This is a genomic window from Streptomyces sp. NPDC025618 (assembly GCF_055558795.1).
Genome location: NZ_JBVHLW010000006.1, coordinates 49506 through 63628, shown reverse-complemented (window position 1 = coordinate 63628; position 14123 = coordinate 49506). Strand labels below are relative to the sequence as shown.

Genomic DNA, 14123 nt, shown 5'->3' with positions numbered 1-14123 from the left:
TCCCTGCTCGTTGTCACGACGTGAGCACGACACCACCTGTTCTCGCCGCAGAGCTGGCGCAGGCGTGGGCCGATATTCAGCGGTACCACCCCGAGCTGCCGGATCTAGCCGCGCCCGAATCGCTGATCGGGGAGTCGTCGTCCGCCTGCGGCGCCGAGCTCTCCTTCGAACGGCTGCTGCACGAGGCAGTGCACGGCATCGCGGCCGCCCGCGGTGTCCGTGACACGTCACGCGCGGGCCGCTACCACAATCGCCGCTTCCTGGCGATCGCCGAGGAGCTGGGTCTCGACCATGGGGACGAGCCACATCCCAGCAGCGGCTTCTCGCTGGTCGTGCTCAACCCGGAGGCGCGCAAGCGCTACCGCCCCACCATCGAGAGACTCCAGCGCGCCCTGAAGGCGCACACGGTCGCCACCACCGCCGACACCTCGCGCACCTTCCGGGGTCCGGCGGCGCGGCACGGCTCCTCCGGCGGGGGAGTGCGGGTCAAGGCGGTGTGCGACTGCGGCCGTAACGTCCGCGTCGTGCCTTCCGTGCTCGCGCAGGCGCCGATCATGTGCGGCGGCTGCGGGCAGCCCTTCCGTATCCCCGAGGCCGTATCGGTCGGCTGACCTGGAGCGGTGTGGCACAATGGGACGCTGTACTCGACAGTCGCACAGGACCCCTCTCTCCTCCGGCTGACGCGTCCATCGGGCACCCCGAGTACCGCAACCCCACGTGGCATCTCGTTGTGCCCAACCACGTCAAGACCAGGAGACACCACTCCAGTGGCAGTCAAGATCAAGCTGAAGCGTCTGGGCAAGATCCGTTCGCCTCACTACCGTATCGTCGTCGCCGACTCCCGTACCCGCCGTGACGGCCGGGCCATCGAGGAGATCGGTCTGTACCACCCGGTGCAGAACCCCTCGCGCATCGAGGTCGACACCGAGCGTGTCCAGTACTGGCTGGGTGTCGGCGCGCAGCCGACCGAGCCCGTCATGGCCATCCTCAAGGTCACCGGCGACTGGCAGAAGTTCAAGGGTCTGCCGGCCCCGGCCCCGATGCTCCTCCCCGAGACCAAGGAGGACAAGCGTCGCGCGTTCGACGAGTTCGCCAAGGGCCTCGAGGACAGCGCCGCGAAGGGTGAGGCCATCACCCCGAAGGCCAAGAAGTCGGAGAAGAAGGACGAGGCCGCCGCGGCCGAGTCCGCTGAGTCGACCGAGGCCTGAGGATGCTCGAGGAGGCCCTTGAGCACCTCGTGAAGGGCATCGTCGACAACCCCGACGACGTGCAGGTCGCCTCGCGCAACCTGCGGCGCGGGCGCGTGCTGGAGGTCCGGGTCCACCCCGACGACCTCGGCAAGGTGATCGGCCGCAACGGCCGCACCGCGCGCGCACTGCGCACCGTCGTGGGAGCCATCGGCGGCCGTGGCATCCGCGTCGACCTCGTCGACGTGGACCAGGTCCGCTGAGAAGCGATTGAGCACCGGCACGGGCCGGGAGGGGCTTATGGCCCCTCCCGGCCCGTTGTCGCGTTTCGCTCGTCGTGTTCGTACAGCAGAAGCTTCGTACAGCAGAAGCAGAGAAGGAACGGCATGCAGCTGGTAGTCGGCAGGATCGGCCGCGCCCATGGGATCAAGGGTGAGGTCACCGTTGAGGTGCGCACGGACGACCCCGAGCTGCGGCTCGGGCCGGGCGCCGTGCTGGCCACGGACCCCGCCGGAGTGGGCCCGCTGACCATCGAGACCGGGCGGGTGCACAGCGGTCGGCTGCTGCTGCGCTTCGCCGGCGTCAAGGACCGTACGGGCGCCGAGGCGCTCCGCAACACGCTCCTGATCGCCGACGTGGACCCCGAGGAGACCCCCGAGGACCCCGAGGAGTTCTACGACCACCAGCTGATGGACCTCGACGTCGTCACCGCCGACGGCACCGTGATCGGCCGGATCACGGAGATCGCGCATCTGCCGTCGCAGGACCTCTTCATCGTGGAGCGGCCCGACGGCGGCGAGGTCATGATCCCGTTCGTCTCCGAGATCGTCACGGAGATCGACCTCGACGCGCAGCGCGCGGTCGTCGAGCCGCCGCGCGGCCTGATCGACAGCGAGCAGGCCGAGGTCGCGAGCTCCCGCGACGCCGAGGCGGAGGCTGCCGGCGCTGCCGGCGCTCAGGACGAGGACGACACGGCGAAGGGTGACGCGTGATGCGGCTCGACGTCGTCACGATCTTCCCCGAGTACCTGGAGCCGCTGAACGTCTCGCTCGTCGGCAAGGCCCGAGCGCGCGGACAGCTGGACGTCCGCGTCCACGACCTGCGGGACTGGGCGCACGACAAGCACAACACCGTCGACGACACCCCCTACGGCGGCGGCCCCGGCATGGTGATGAAGCCCGAGCCCTGGGGCGAGGCGCTCGACTCCGTCATCGCCTCCGGTGAGGGCCTGCCGACCCTGGTCGTGCCCACGCCCAGCGGCAAGCCGTTCACCCAGCAGCTCGCCGTCGAGCTGTCCGAGAAGCCGTGGCTGGTCTTCACCCCGGCCCGCTACGAGGGCATCGACCGCCGCGTCATCGAGGAGTACGGCGACCGCCTCGACGTGCGTGAGGTCTCCATCGGCGACTACGTGCTGGCCGGCGGCGAGGCGCCCGTCCTGGTGATGGTCGAGGCCATCGCCCGGCTGCTGCCCGGCGTGCTGGGCAACGCGGAGTCCCACCGCGACGACTCCTTCGCCCCCGGCGCCATGGCCGACCTCCTCGAAGGGCCCGTCTACACCAAGCCGCCCGAGTGGCGCGGCCGGGGCATCCCGGACGTCCTGGTGAGCGGCCACCACGGCAAGATCGCCCGCTGGCGCCGCGACGAGGCGTTCCGGCGCACGGTCGCGAACCGGCCCGACCTGATCGAGCGCACCGACCCGGCGGCCTTCGACAAGAAGGACCGCGAGATGCTCTCGATCCTGGGCTGGGGTCCGGGCCCCGACGGCCGATTTGGGCGAGTGGCCCCGGACGTGGAAGAATAAGCCGTTGCCTTGCGCCCGGCGCGCGCCCCTGCCACAGGGGGAACGACGTCCGCCCGGCTCATGCACCACCCCAGCATCATTTCGATTCCGCTGATGACCTGTGGCATCGGCGAGGAAGCAGACGAACATGTCCTCCCTGCTCGACAACGTCAACGCCGCGTCGCTGCGCACCGACGTCCCGGCCTTCCGTCCCGGTGACACCGTGAACGTCCACGTTCGCGTCATCGAGGGCAACCGCTCCCGCATCCAGCAGTTCAAGGGTGTCGTCATCCGCCGCCAGGGCGCGGGCGTCAGCGAGACCTTCACGGTCCGCAAGGTCTCCTTCTCCGTCGGCGTCGAGCGCACCTTCCCGGTGCACAGCCCGATCTTCGAGAAGGTCGAGCTGGTGACCCGCGGTGACGTCCGCCGCGCCAAGCTGTACTACCTCCGTGAGCTCCGCGGCAAGGCCGCGAAGATCAAGGAGAAGCGCGACAACTGAGCTTTCGTCCGGAGTCCGGGCCCGGCCGGATAAGCTTTCGGCTCGATGGACACCGACGCACAGCTTTCGGAGCGCGACCGCTCTCCAGAACCCGCACAGGGGGAGGAGCAGGGGTCGCGCTCCTCGCGTTTTCCCGGGGAGACGCCTCCGCCGGAGATACCCGGCCGGAGCCGGCCGGCGCGGATCCGGGGCTGGCTGGTCGGCGGCGGACCGCTGCGCAGGGCCGGCCTGCTGCTCACCGCCTGCCTGGTCTTTCTGCTGCTGCTCAGCAGCTACGTCGTCCAGCCCTTCCTGATCCCGAGCGGATCCATGGAGAACACGCTCCAGGTCGGCGACCGGGTGCTGGTCAACAAGCTCGCCTACCGCTTCGGCGACGAGCCGGTCCGCGGTGACGTGGTGGTCTTCGACGGCAGGGGTTCGTTCGTTCAGGACGCCCCCTCGGAGAACGTGATCACCGGGCTGATCCGCAAGGGGGCGTCATCGGTCGGCCTGATGAGCCCGGCGCGGACCGACTACATCAAGCGCGTCATCGGTGTCGGCGGCGACCGGGTCACCTGCTGTGACGCCCGCGGCCGGCTCCAGGTCAACGGCCGGCCGATCGACGAGCCCTACCTCTTCCCGGGGGACGCGCCCTCGCGCGTGCCCTTCGACATCGTCGTACCGCCGGGGAAGCTCTGGGTGATGGGCGACCACCGGAGCGGCTCCCGCGACTCGCGCGATCACCTGGGCGAGCCGGGCGGCGGCACGGTCCCGGTCGGCCGGGTCGTCGGGCGGGCCGACTGGATCGGCTGGCCGTTCGGCCGGCTCACCTCCCTGCGCGGGCCGGACACCTTCGCGGACGTACCGGACCCGTCCGGGCGGCGGCATGGGTAGCCGGGGGCGTACGGGTCCGCCGCGCCCGCCGGACACCGAGGGCCCGCCCGCCGGGCACGCGGGCGTGGAGACGGGCGGGCGCGCGGCGCGGCGGAAGGCGGCGCGGCGGGTCACGCGGCGCCGGCGGAGGTCCGCGGTCAAGGAGGTGCCGATCCTCATAGCGGTGGCCCTGCTGATCGCCCTGGTGCTCAAGACCTTCCTGCTGCAGGCGTTCGTGATCCCGTCCGGCTCGATGGAACAGACGATCCGGATCGGCGACCGGGTGCTGGTCGACAAGCTGACCCCCTGGTTCGGGTCCAAGCCCGAGCGCGGTGACGTGGTGGTCTTCCAGGACCCCGGCGGATGGCACACGGGGGAGGGGACCACGGCCGGGCACGACCCCGTGGGCATCAAACAGGGCAAGCAGTTCCTGACCTTCATCGGTCTGCTTCCCTCCGCGAAAGAGCAGGATCTGATCAAGCGGGTGATCGCCGTCGGCGGTGACACGGTCAAGTGCTGCGACAAGAACGGCAAAATCACAGTCAACGGAACACCGCTCGACGAGCCGTATATCAACCCGGGAAACCCGCCGTCCCAGATCGAATTCTCCGTACGGGTACCGGCGGGGCGCCTTTTCGTCATGGGTGACCACCGCTCCGATTCGGCCGATTCCCGCTACCACTTGACGGAAGCCGGGCAGGGCACCGTCCCGGAGAACCTTGTGGTGGGGCGGGCGATGGTGATCGCCTGGCCGTCCGGCCACTGGCGGAGCCTGTCCGAACGGGACACCTTCGCATCGGTCGGGGACGCGCCGCGTACGGGGGCGCGAGCGGGCGCTTCGCCGAATAGTGTGTCCTCCATGGATCAGGACGGATTGATCCAGCTCCCGACCCCTGCGGAACTCCCGCTCGTTATGGGAGTGGTGGGCCTGCGTCGTATGTACGACAGGCGGCAGAGTGGAGAGAGGAGCGGATGTGGGGGACTTGGCGGTCGGCGCACGTTCCGGTCATGGAGAGCCCGAGAAACGACCCGGAGGGACCGATGAGTCACCCGGGGGCGGCGCGCCGGAGGATGCCGCCTCGTCCCAGGCGGCCCGGTCGGCCCAGGCGTCCCGGGAGGCGGCGGACGGACCGGTGAACCCGGAGAACGACGAAGCGGCCCCCGGCGACGCCGAGGAGCCGGGTGGACGGCAGGCCAAGAAGCAGCGGTCCTTCTGGAAAGAGCTGCCGATCCTCGTCGGCATCGCCCTGTTGCTCGCCCTGTTCATCAAGACTTTCCTCGTCCAGGCGTTCTCGATTCCTTCCGATTCGATGCAGAACACCCTTCAGCGGGGCGACCGGGTGCTGGTGGACAAGCTGACTCCCTGGTTCGGGTCCAAGCCCGAGCGGGGCGAAGTGGTCGTCTTCCACGACCCGGGCAAGGGCGACCAGAGCTGGCTCGGCCCCGATACCCAGCAGCAGAATTCCGGCCCTCTCGGGCGCGGTGTGCAAAAGGTCCTGAGCTTCATCGGCCTGATGCCGTCGGCCGAGGAGAAGGACCTCATCAAGCGGGTCATCGCGGTCGGCGGCGACACCGTGGAATGCCAGGGCCAGGGTGGTCCGGTGAAGGTCAACGGCAAGGCGCTCGACGAGAAGTCGTACATCTTCCAGGGCAACTCCCCGTGCGACGACAAGCCGTTCGCCCCGGTGAAGGTCCCCAAGGACCACATCTGGGTGATGGGTGACCACCGCCAGGACTCGCTGGACTCCCGTTACCACCCGGATCTGTACAACGGCACGGTGCCGGTGAAGGACGTCGTGGGCCGCGCCTTCAGCGTCGCCTGGCCGATCGACCGCTGGTCCTTTCTCTCGGTGCCCGGCACCTTCGACCAGTCCGGCCTGAACGCCGCCGCCGCGGCGGCACCCGCCGCGCTCGGTCTCGCGGGCGCGGTGCCGCTGGTGCTGTGGCGCCGCCGCAGGATCATCGGGAAGACCGGACCGAAGGGCTGACTCACGTCCGTACCGCCCGGTAAGGTGCGATCCCATGCCTCGGGGCATGCGGAATCCGATCTTTACGGGGGCGGGAGCCGGAATGAGCGCAGCGGGACGTGACGACGACGGCCACGGCCGCGCGGGCAGGGTGCTGTCCGGGCTGGCCGTGGCCGTCGGCTGTGTGCTCTTCCTCGGCGGATTCGTCTGGGGAGCCGTGCTGTACCAGCCGTACACCGTCCCCACCGACTCGATGGAGCCGACCATCGCGCGCGGCGACCGGGTGCTCGCCGAGCGCGTCGACGGCAGCGAGGTGCGGCGCGGGGACGTCGTGGTCTTCAAGGACAAGGTCTGGGGCAATGTGCCCATGCTCAAGCGCGTCGTCGGCGTCGGCGGCGACAAGATCGAGTGCTGCGACCGGCAGGGCCGGATGACGGTCGGCGGCAAGCCGGTCGACGAGACCTATCTGGCGGCCGGGAGCCCGGCGTCGGTCATGCCCTTCTCGGCCACCGTGCCCGAAGGGCAGCTCTTCCTCATCGGCGACCACCGCACGACCTCGATCGACTCCCGCTCCCACCTGTCCGACGCCACGCACGGCGCGGTGCCCGCCTCCGCGGTGAAGGGGCGGGTGGACGCCATCGCCTGGCCGATGGGCAGCTGGGGGATGATGGACAGACCCCAGGCGTTCGCCGCGCTGCCGGGCGGCACGTCCCGCCCCGGACCGCTGCCCCTGGTGCTGGCCTCGGTGATCGCCGGCGCGGTGCTCATCCTGGGCGGCGCGGCGTACGGGCCGATGGCGCGCCGCCTGGCGCCACGGGGCGGGGCCGGGCGGAACGGTGGCTCCGGCGGTCCGGGAAGCGGGAAGGGAGTGACAGCGGGTGTCGGGTGAGGTGCTGTTGTCCGAATCACCGGGCACGGGGCCGCGCAGGGCCGCGCGGGTCATCCTGCTCGACCCGGAGGACCGGGTGCTGCTGCTCCACGGCTTCGAGCCCGACGACCCCGGCACCACCTGGTGGTTCACGCCGGGCGGCGGGCTGGAGGGCGACGAGACCTGGGAAGAGGCGGCCCGCCGGGAGCTGGCCGAGGAGACCGGCGTCACCGGCATCGAGCTGGGCCCGGTGCTGTGGCGGCGCAGCTGCTCCTTCCCCTTCGACGGACGCCGCTGGGAGCAGGACGAGTGCTACTACCTGGCCCGCACCCGGCAGGCCGCGGTGTGGACCGGAGGCGGTACGGAGCTGGAGCGGCGCAGCGTCACGGGGCTGCGCTGGTGGACGTGCGGGGAACTCCTCGCGACCCGTGAGACGGTGTACCCGACCAGGCTCGCCGAGCTGCTGCGTACGCTGCTCGACGAAGGACCCCCGAGTACGCCGGTGCTCCTGGAGACGGAGCGGGCCTGACGCACAATAGGGGGACGCACGGCTGAAGGGGAACATGCCATGAGCGCCGAGGACCTCGAGAAGTACGAGACCGAGATGGAGCTGAAGCTCTACCGGGAGTACCGCGATGTCGTCGGTCTGTTCAAATACGTGATCGAGACCGAGCGGCGTTTCTATCTCACCAACGACTACGAGATGCAGGTGCACTCCGTCCAGGGCGAGGTCTTCTTCGAGGTCTCGATGGCCGACGCCTGGGTGTGGGACATGTACCGGCCGGCCCGGTTCGTCAAACAGGTGCGGGTGCTCACCTTCAAGGACGTGAACATCGAGGAGCTCAACAAGAGCGATCTCGACCTCCCGGGTGGCTGAGTTATCCACAACCGGCGGGTTATCCACCAAGATCCAATAGCGGGGCGCGGTCACGGCACAGTCGGTGCCGGAGGTGGTGACCATGCTTCGATCACAGCGGCCCGCGGGGCCGGAGAAGCCCGCCGTGCCGACGGCAGGGGCGCCGGCCGCGAAGCCCGCCGTACCCCGCGAGGGGCTGGCGCGCCAGGCGCTCGGCCGTTACGGCGAGGAGCTGGCGGCGCGCCGGCTCAGGGAGGCCGGGATAAGGATCCTGGACCGCAATTGGCGTTGCCGGGACGGCGAGATCGACATCGTCGCGTCGGACGGTGACGCCCTGGTGGTCTGCGAGGTCAAGACCCGGCGCGCGGGCCCCTATGAACACCCGATGGCCGCGGTCCGCGCGGTGAAGGCCAGCCGGTTGCGCACGCTCGCCGGGCGCTGGCTGGAGAGACACGGCGGGCCGCCACCGCCGGGCGGGCTGCGGATCGACCTCGTGGGTGTGGTCGTCCCCGGCCGGGGAGCCCCCGTCGTGGAGCACGCCAAGGGGGTGGCGTGATGGCCTTCGCCCGTACGTGCTCGGTGGCCCTGGTCGGGGTCGAGGGCGTGGTGGTCGAGGTCCAGGCCGGTCTGGAGCCGGGGATCGCCGCCTTCACGCTGGTCGGCCTGCCGGACAAGAGCTTGCAGGAGAGCCGCGACAGGGTGCGCTCCGCGGTGGTGAACTCCGGGGCGGAGTGGCCGCAGAAGAAGCTGACGGTGGGGCTCAGCCCGGCGTCGGTCCCCAAGGGCGGCAGCGGCTTCGACCTCGCGGTGGCCTGCGCGGTGCTGGCCGCCGCCGAGCGGATCGACCCCCGCCAGATCGCCGACCTGATGATGATCGGCGAGCTCGGCCTCGACGGCCGGGTCCGGCCGGTCCGCGGGGTGCTGCCCGCGGTGCTCGCCGCCGCCGACGCGGGCTACCGCCAGGTGGTCGTCGCCGAGCAGACGGCCGCGGAGGCGTCCCTGGTGCCCGATGTCTCGGTCCTCGGAGTCCGCAGCCTGCGGCAGCTGATCGCGGTGCTCTCGGACGAGCCCGTGCCGGAGGAGGCACCGGATGAGGAGGGACGGCCGGATCCGGCCCTCGCGGGCCTGTCGGTCGCCGGGGCCGGGATCGGCACGGGCGTGCTCTGCGGGGTCGGCGCCGCGCGCCACGTCCCCGACATGGCGGAGGTGGCGGGCCAGCACCTCGCCCGCAAGGCGCTGGAGGTCGCGGCCGCGGGCGGCCACCACCTCTATCTCAAGGGCCCGCCGGGCGCGGGCAAGACGATGCTGGCCGAGCGGCTCCCCGGCCTGCTGCCGCCGCTGACGCCCCAGGAGGCCCTGGAGGTCACGGCGGTGCACTCCGTCGCCGGTGTCCTGCCACCCGGCAAGCCGCTGGTGGACACCGCGCCGTACTGCGCTCCTCACCACTCGGCGACAATGGCGGCACTCGTGGGCGGCGGCGTCGGCCTCCCACGGCCCGGCGCGGTGTCCCTGGCTCACAGAGGTGTGCTGTTTCTGGATGAGGCCGCGGAGTTCAGCGGACGGGCGCTGGACGCCTTGCGGCAGCCGCTGGAGGCGGGGCGCGTCGTGGTGGCGCGCTCGGCGGGCATGATGCAGATGCCCGCGCGGTTCCTGCTGGCCCTGGCCGCGAATCCCTGTCCTTGCGGGCGGCACTCGCAGCTCGGGGAGGAGTGCGCGTGCTCGCCGACCGCGATCCGCCGCTATCAGGCCAGGTTGTCCGGCCCGCTGCTGGACCGGGTCGATCTGCGCGTCAGGGTGGAGGCGGTGACCCGTGCCGAACTCACCGGCCAGGACGGGTCGGAGAGCACCGAGACGGTGGCCGCACGGGTGCGCGAGGCACGGGAGCGCGCTGCCGCCCGGTACCGGGCCACTCCGTGGAGCACCAACGGCGAGATGCCGGGCCACGAGTTGCGGACCCGATGGCACCCCCTTCCAGGAGCCCTCGCCGAGGCCGAACGCGACATGGAGCGCGGCATGCTGACGGCCCGGGGCCTCGACCGGGTCCTCAGGGTCGCCTGGACCGTCGCCGACCTCGCCGGACACGACCGCCCGGACGCCGAGGACGTGGCCCAGGCCCTGTATCTGCGTACGGGCGTCATCAGAGGTGTCCCGGCCGCGGCGGGAGCGAGCTGATGCGCGGCCGCCGGAGAGCGGGGGAGGGGCCGGGTGGCGGAGGCGGACGACCGGGGGCCGGGCCGGGGCCGAGGAGCCCGGAGCCGGAACTGCCGGAGTCGTCCGAGTCGTCGGAGCCGCTGGTGCCGGAGGAGCCCGCGCCCGGCCTCGGGGAGCGGCTGGCCCGCGTGGCGCTGACGCGGCTCACCGAACCGGGTGACGAGAGGGTGGGGCGGTGGCTGCGCGAGCTGGGCGCCGAGGAGTTGGTGCGGGGCCTGACCGGAGCGGGACCGCCGCCCCCAGGCGCCGGGAAGGAGCGGCTCGCGGGCTGCCGGGCGCGGGCGGCGGCGCTCGACCCACGCCGTGACCTCGGCATCGTCGCCGAACTGGGCGGCCGCTTCCTCTGCCCCGGCGACCGGGAATGGCCGGCCCAGCTGAACGATCTCGGTGACGCCCGGCCCATCGGTCTCTGGGCGCGGGGAGGGGCCAACCTCCGGCTGTGGGCCCTGCGGTCCGTCGCCGTCGTCGGCGCCCGGGCCTGCACCGACTACGGCTCCTATGTATCGGCCCTGCTCGGCACCGGGCTCGCCGAGCTCGGCTGGGCGGTCGTCTCGGGCGCCGCCTACGGCGTGGACGGCGCCGCGCACCGGGGGGCGCTCGCCGCAGGCGGGGCCACCATGGCCGTGCTGGCCTGCGGGGTGGACGTGCCCTATCCACGGGGGCACACCGAGTTGATCGGCAGGATCGCGGAACAGGGTCTGGTGCTGGCCGAGTTGCCGCCCGGTGGCCATCCGACGCGCAGCCGCTTCGTCCTGCGTAATCGTGTCATCGCGGCGTTGACCCGGGGGACGGTGGTCGTGGAGGCGCAGTACCGCAGCGGGTCCCTGGTCACGGCGCGGCGCGCCCGGGATCTCGGCCGTCACACGATGGGCATTCCCGGCCCCGTCACCTCGGGGCTCTCGGCGGGCGTCCATGAACTCCTGCGCGAGGGCGCCTGCCTGGTGACCGACGCGGCCGAGATCGCCGAACTGGTCGGCGGAATGGGCGAGCTCGCCCCCGAGCGGCGCGGCCCCGTCGTGCCCCGGGACCTGCTCACTCCCGCGCTGGCCGCGGTGCTCGAAGCGGTGCCCGGAGGAGTGGGCGGCGACCGCGAGCTCATCGCCCGCGAAGCGGGCCGCGACCGGGACCGGACCCTCCACCACCTCCACGAACTTCAGGCCCTCGGCTTCGTCGAACGCTGCGGTGATCACTGGAAGTTGACCGGCCCGACGTCAACATCCGGCACCGGCAAGCCCCCCGGACGGCGCCCCTCCGTGCGGCGAGGCGGTTCTTGACCTGGGGCGATCGGGTGAAAGGGTTAAGGGGGTGACCGCGGGAGCCGATACGGCCGACCCGCCGCGACCGCCGGGCGACCTCCGGCAGCCGCACTTCGGGAGCGCGGCCAGGGAACGTATCCGCATATCGACCGAAGGGGGCTTCCTCGCGCACCGCAGTGCGTCAGTCACGCTACGCTCACGGGAATCCAGCCATTCGTACCACTCCATTCACATCCCCATTCATGTCACGTCTCCATTCACGTCACAGCAGAACGGCTCAAGACGACGAATGCCCCAGCACACCTCCGGGTCCGATCGCGCGGCGGCACCGCCGGCAGCACGCGGGCCCGTGCGCCCTCCCGCACCCTCGACGCTCGATGAGCTGTGGCGGTCGTACAAGGCCACGGGCGACGACCGGCTGCGGGAGCAATTGATCCTCCACTACTCGCCGCTGGTGAAGTATGTGGCGGGGCGGGTCAGCGTCGGTCTGCCGCCCAATGTCGAGCAGGCGGACTTCGTTTCCTCCGGGGTCTTCGGACTCATCGACGCCATCGAGAAGTTCGACCCCACGCGCGAGATCAAGTTCGAGACCTATGCCATCACCCGTATCCGTGGCGCGATGATCGACGAATTGCGCGCCCTGGACTGGATCCCGCGCTCGGTCCGCCAGAAAGCGCGTGCCGTCGAGCGCGCGTACGCCACCTTGGAGGCGGCGCTGCGCCGTACGCCCTCCGAGGCCGAGGTGGCGGCGGAGATGGGTATCGCCGTCGAGGAACTGCACAGCGTCTTCAGCCAGTTGTCGCTGGCCAACGTCGTGGCACTGGAGGATCTGCTGCACGTCGGCGCCGAGGGCGGTGAGCGGCTGAGCCTGATGGACACGCTCGAGGACACCGCCGCGGACGACCCCGTCGAGGTGGCCGAGGACCGCGAGCTGCGCCGGCTGCTCGCCCGCGCGATCAACACCCTTCCCGAGCGGGAGAAGACGGTGGTCACGCTCTATTACTACGAGGGCCTCACCCTCGCTGAGATCGGCCATGTGCTCGGTGTCACGGAGAGCAGGGTCAGTCAGATCCACACCAAATCGGTCCTCCAGTTGAGGGCGAAACTCGCGGACATAGGACGCTGACCGGGCTCACCGGCCGCCACGGACCTTTCGCACGAACCTTTCGCACGGACCTTTCGAGAGGCCGCCGCGCGCCGTGTGGCGCGCCCCGGTCTTCGCAGGACCTCTTCGCGGGCCCGCCCGGGCGCGGTCCCGTGGGAAAACGTGCCGTCGGCGTCGTCCAGGTCAGTGGATATCCGTAAAGTGGAGGCGTGCCCAGGATTCGAGCGGCCTCAGTGGCCGAGCACCGGACGATGCAGCGCGACGCCTTGCTGGACGCCGCACGCTCCCTGCTGTCCGAAGGCGGAACGGAGGCGTTGACCTTCCCCGCGCTGGCCGAGCGCACCGGGCTGGCACGCTCCTCCGTCTATGAGTATTTCCGGTCGCGCGCGGCGGTGGTCGAGGAGCTGTGTGCCGTCGACTTCCCCGTCTGGGCCGCCGAGGTGGAGGCCGCCATGGAGCGCGCCGAGACCCCTGAGGCGAAGATCGAGGCGTATGTGCGCCGGCAACTGGCCCTGGTCGGCGACCGGCGCCACCGTGCCGTGGTCGCGATCTCCGCGGGTGAGCTGGACCCCGGCGCCCGGGAGAAGATCCGCGCCGCGCACGGCGGACTGGTGGCGATGGTCGTCGAGGCCCTGGTCGCTCTCGGCCATGAGCAGCCCCGCCTCGCCGCGATGCTCCTCCAGGGAGTGGTCGACGCCGCGGTCCGCCGCATCGAGCTCGGCGCGGCCGAGGAGCCGCACCGCATCACCGAGGCGGCCGTTTCCATGGCCCTGCGCGGGGTCCGGGGCTGAGACCCGCGAGAGGAGCGCCCCGAGCGGGCCGGTGAGCGGCAGCAGCCGGGAGGGCGGGCGGCGGAGCATCCACGGCGGCAGCAGCGTCAGGGGATCGAGGTAGGTGTCCCCGCGGAGCAGCCCCCAGTGCAGGCAGCCCGCCGGGCAGTGGAAGGGGCCGGCCGACACGGTGCCCACCGGCGCTCCCGCGGCCACCTGATCCCCTTCCCGGACGCTCGGCCGCACCGGCTCGTAGGTGATCCGCAGCGGTGGGTCGCCCGTGCCGGACAGGGCGACGGCCACCACTCCCCGTCCCGCGACCGTGCCCGCGAAGGACACCGTCCCGGGGGCGGCCGCGCGCACCGGCTGCCCCGCCCTGGTGGCGAGGTCCACCCCGCGGTGGCCCGCGGCCCAGCGCACCGGGGGCGGGTCCCACGCCCGCACGATCAAGGGGCGGCCGCCATGCGCCCCGGAGACCGGCCAGGCCCGGTCGCCCGTCGCCCCGTCGGCCCGGGGAGGGCCCGTGGCGGCGGCGGTCACGATGGTGGCCATGAGCGGTGCGGCGGCCGTGAGCGGTGCCGGGGCCGTGGGGCGCGGGGCCCAGGTGAAGCGTGTGACGACGCAGACGATGAGCGCCGTCACGGCCAGTAAGACGCTCAGGACCGCCGTGACCGCGGCGGTGGAGCGTCGTGTGGAAGATCGCATGGGAGAACCGTGACGCACGGCGCCGATTCGTGGGGATCTTGACCAGGATCTGTGGACTACTCGCGGG

General features: G+C 71.6%; 18 protein-coding genes and 1 pseudogene. 18 read left to right on the top strand and 1 reads right to left on the bottom strand.

What is annotated here, in order from left to right; genetic code table 11:
- Nucleotides 1–20: 20 nt before the first annotated feature.
- The 17 genes from ACZ4A5_RS08375 to ACZ4A5_RS08295 all read left to right on the top strand — a co-directional run bounded on the left by ACZ4A5_RS08375 (nt 21) and on the right by ACZ4A5_RS08295 (nt 13372).
- Nucleotides 21–611 carry a hypothetical protein gene (locus tag ACZ4A5_RS08375; protein WP_361525204.1) on the top strand — a complete coding sequence of 197 codons (591 nt, stop codon included), beginning with the start codon at nt 21–23 and terminating at the stop codon, nt 609–611.
- Between the two features lie 156 nt (nt 612–767).
- Nucleotides 768–1208 (top strand): 30S ribosomal protein S16, encoded by a 441-nt coding sequence (rpsP, locus tag ACZ4A5_RS08370; RefSeq protein ID WP_361525207.1) that lies wholly within the window; start codon nt 768–770, stop codon nt 1206–1208.
- Nucleotides 1209–1210: 2 nt separating this feature from the next.
- Nucleotides 1211–1450, top strand: coding sequence for an RNA-binding protein (locus ACZ4A5_RS08365; protein WP_005311361.1), 240 nt, complete (start codon nt 1211–1213; stop codon nt 1448–1450).
- A 123-nt stretch (nt 1451–1573) separates the two neighbouring features.
- Nucleotides 1574–2179 carry a ribosome maturation factor RimM gene (gene rimM / locus ACZ4A5_RS08360; RefSeq protein WP_467579872.1) on the top strand — a complete coding sequence of 202 codons (606 nt, stop codon included), beginning with the start codon at nt 1574–1576 and terminating at the stop codon, nt 2177–2179.
- Nucleotides 2179–2988, top strand: a complete 810-nt coding sequence (trmD, locus tag ACZ4A5_RS08355; protein WP_467579869.1) for a tRNA (guanosine(37)-N1)-methyltransferase TrmD — start codon at nt 2179–2181, stop codon at nt 2986–2988. Before rimM ends, trmD begins: the two co-directional genes overlap by 1 nt.
- Nucleotides 2989–3115: 127 nt before the next feature.
- Nucleotides 3116–3466 (top strand): 50S ribosomal protein L19, encoded by a 351-nt coding sequence (gene rplS, locus ACZ4A5_RS08350; RefSeq protein ID WP_168096161.1) that lies wholly within the window; start codon nt 3116–3118, stop codon nt 3464–3466.
- 45 nt (nt 3467–3511) lie between these two features.
- Nucleotides 3512–4339, top strand: coding sequence for a signal peptidase I (gene lepB, locus ACZ4A5_RS08345; RefSeq protein WP_467579864.1), 828 nt, complete (start codon nt 3512–3514; stop codon nt 4337–4339).
- Nucleotides 4332–5363: a signal peptidase I gene (gene lepB, locus ACZ4A5_RS08340; RefSeq protein ID WP_467579861.1), complete on the top strand. Its 1032-nt coding sequence runs from the start codon at nt 4332–4334 to the stop codon at nt 5361–5363. Before lepB (ACZ4A5_RS08345) ends, lepB (ACZ4A5_RS08340) begins: the two co-directional genes overlap by 8 nt.
- Nucleotides 5302–6306, top strand: a complete 1005-nt coding sequence (gene lepB / locus ACZ4A5_RS08335) for a signal peptidase I (RefSeq protein WP_467580204.1) — start codon at nt 5302–5304, stop codon at nt 6304–6306. The genes lepB (ACZ4A5_RS08340) and lepB (ACZ4A5_RS08335) overlap by 62 nt, the downstream gene beginning before the upstream one ends.
- Nucleotides 6307–6388: 82 nt before the next feature.
- Nucleotides 6389–7174, top strand: coding sequence for a signal peptidase I (gene lepB, locus ACZ4A5_RS08330; RefSeq protein ID WP_467579858.1), 786 nt, complete (start codon nt 6389–6391; stop codon nt 7172–7174).
- Between the two features lie 7 nt (nt 7175–7181).
- Nucleotides 7182–7682 carry an NUDIX hydrolase gene (locus tag ACZ4A5_RS08325; RefSeq protein ID WP_467579855.1) on the top strand — a complete coding sequence of 167 codons (501 nt, stop codon included), beginning with the start codon at nt 7182–7184 and terminating at the stop codon, nt 7680–7682.
- Between the two features lie 39 nt (nt 7683–7721).
- Nucleotides 7722–8030, top strand: coding sequence for a DUF2469 domain-containing protein (locus tag ACZ4A5_RS08320; protein ID WP_009714730.1), 309 nt, complete (start codon nt 7722–7724; stop codon nt 8028–8030).
- An 82-nt stretch (nt 8031–8112) separates the two neighbouring features.
- Nucleotides 8113–8565, top strand: a complete 453-nt coding sequence (locus tag ACZ4A5_RS08315) for a YraN family protein (RefSeq protein ID WP_467579851.1) — start codon at nt 8113–8115, stop codon at nt 8563–8565.
- Nucleotides 8565–10181, top strand: coding sequence for a YifB family Mg chelatase-like AAA ATPase (locus tag ACZ4A5_RS08310; RefSeq protein WP_467579848.1), 1617 nt, complete (start codon nt 8565–8567; stop codon nt 10179–10181). The genes ACZ4A5_RS08315 and ACZ4A5_RS08310 overlap by 1 nt, the downstream gene beginning before the upstream one ends.
- Nucleotides 10181–11494, top strand: a complete 1314-nt coding sequence (gene dprA, locus ACZ4A5_RS08305; RefSeq protein WP_467579845.1) for a DNA-processing protein DprA — start codon at nt 10181–10183, stop codon at nt 11492–11494. Before ACZ4A5_RS08310 ends, dprA begins: the two co-directional genes overlap by 1 nt.
- Nucleotides 11495–11765: 271 nt before the next feature.
- On the top strand, nt 11766–12602 hold the full coding sequence (gene whiG, locus ACZ4A5_RS08300) for an RNA polymerase sigma factor WhiG (protein WP_301892012.1): 837 nt from the start codon (nt 11766–11768) through the stop codon (nt 12600–12602).
- Nucleotides 12603–12814: 212 nt separating this feature from the next.
- Nucleotides 12815–13372 (top strand): TetR/AcrR family transcriptional regulator, encoded by a 558-nt coding sequence (locus ACZ4A5_RS08295; RefSeq protein WP_467580202.1) that lies wholly within the window; start codon nt 12815–12817, stop codon nt 13370–13372.
- Between the two features lie 150 nt (nt 13373–13522).
- Here ACZ4A5_RS08295 and ACZ4A5_RS08290 read toward each other — a convergent pair.
- A pseudogene (locus ACZ4A5_RS08290) lies at nt 13523–13714 on the bottom strand (M23 family peptidase); the annotation flags it as partial.
- Between ACZ4A5_RS08290 and ACZ4A5_RS08285 the strand changes: the two are divergent.
- Complete coding sequence (locus ACZ4A5_RS08285) at nt 13632–14069, top strand: hypothetical protein (RefSeq protein WP_467579842.1); 438 nt, start codon at nt 13632–13634, stop codon at nt 14067–14069. The pseudogene ACZ4A5_RS08290 and the gene ACZ4A5_RS08285 sit on opposite strands and share 83 nt — an antisense overlap.
- Nucleotides 14070–14123 lie beyond the last annotated feature (54 nt).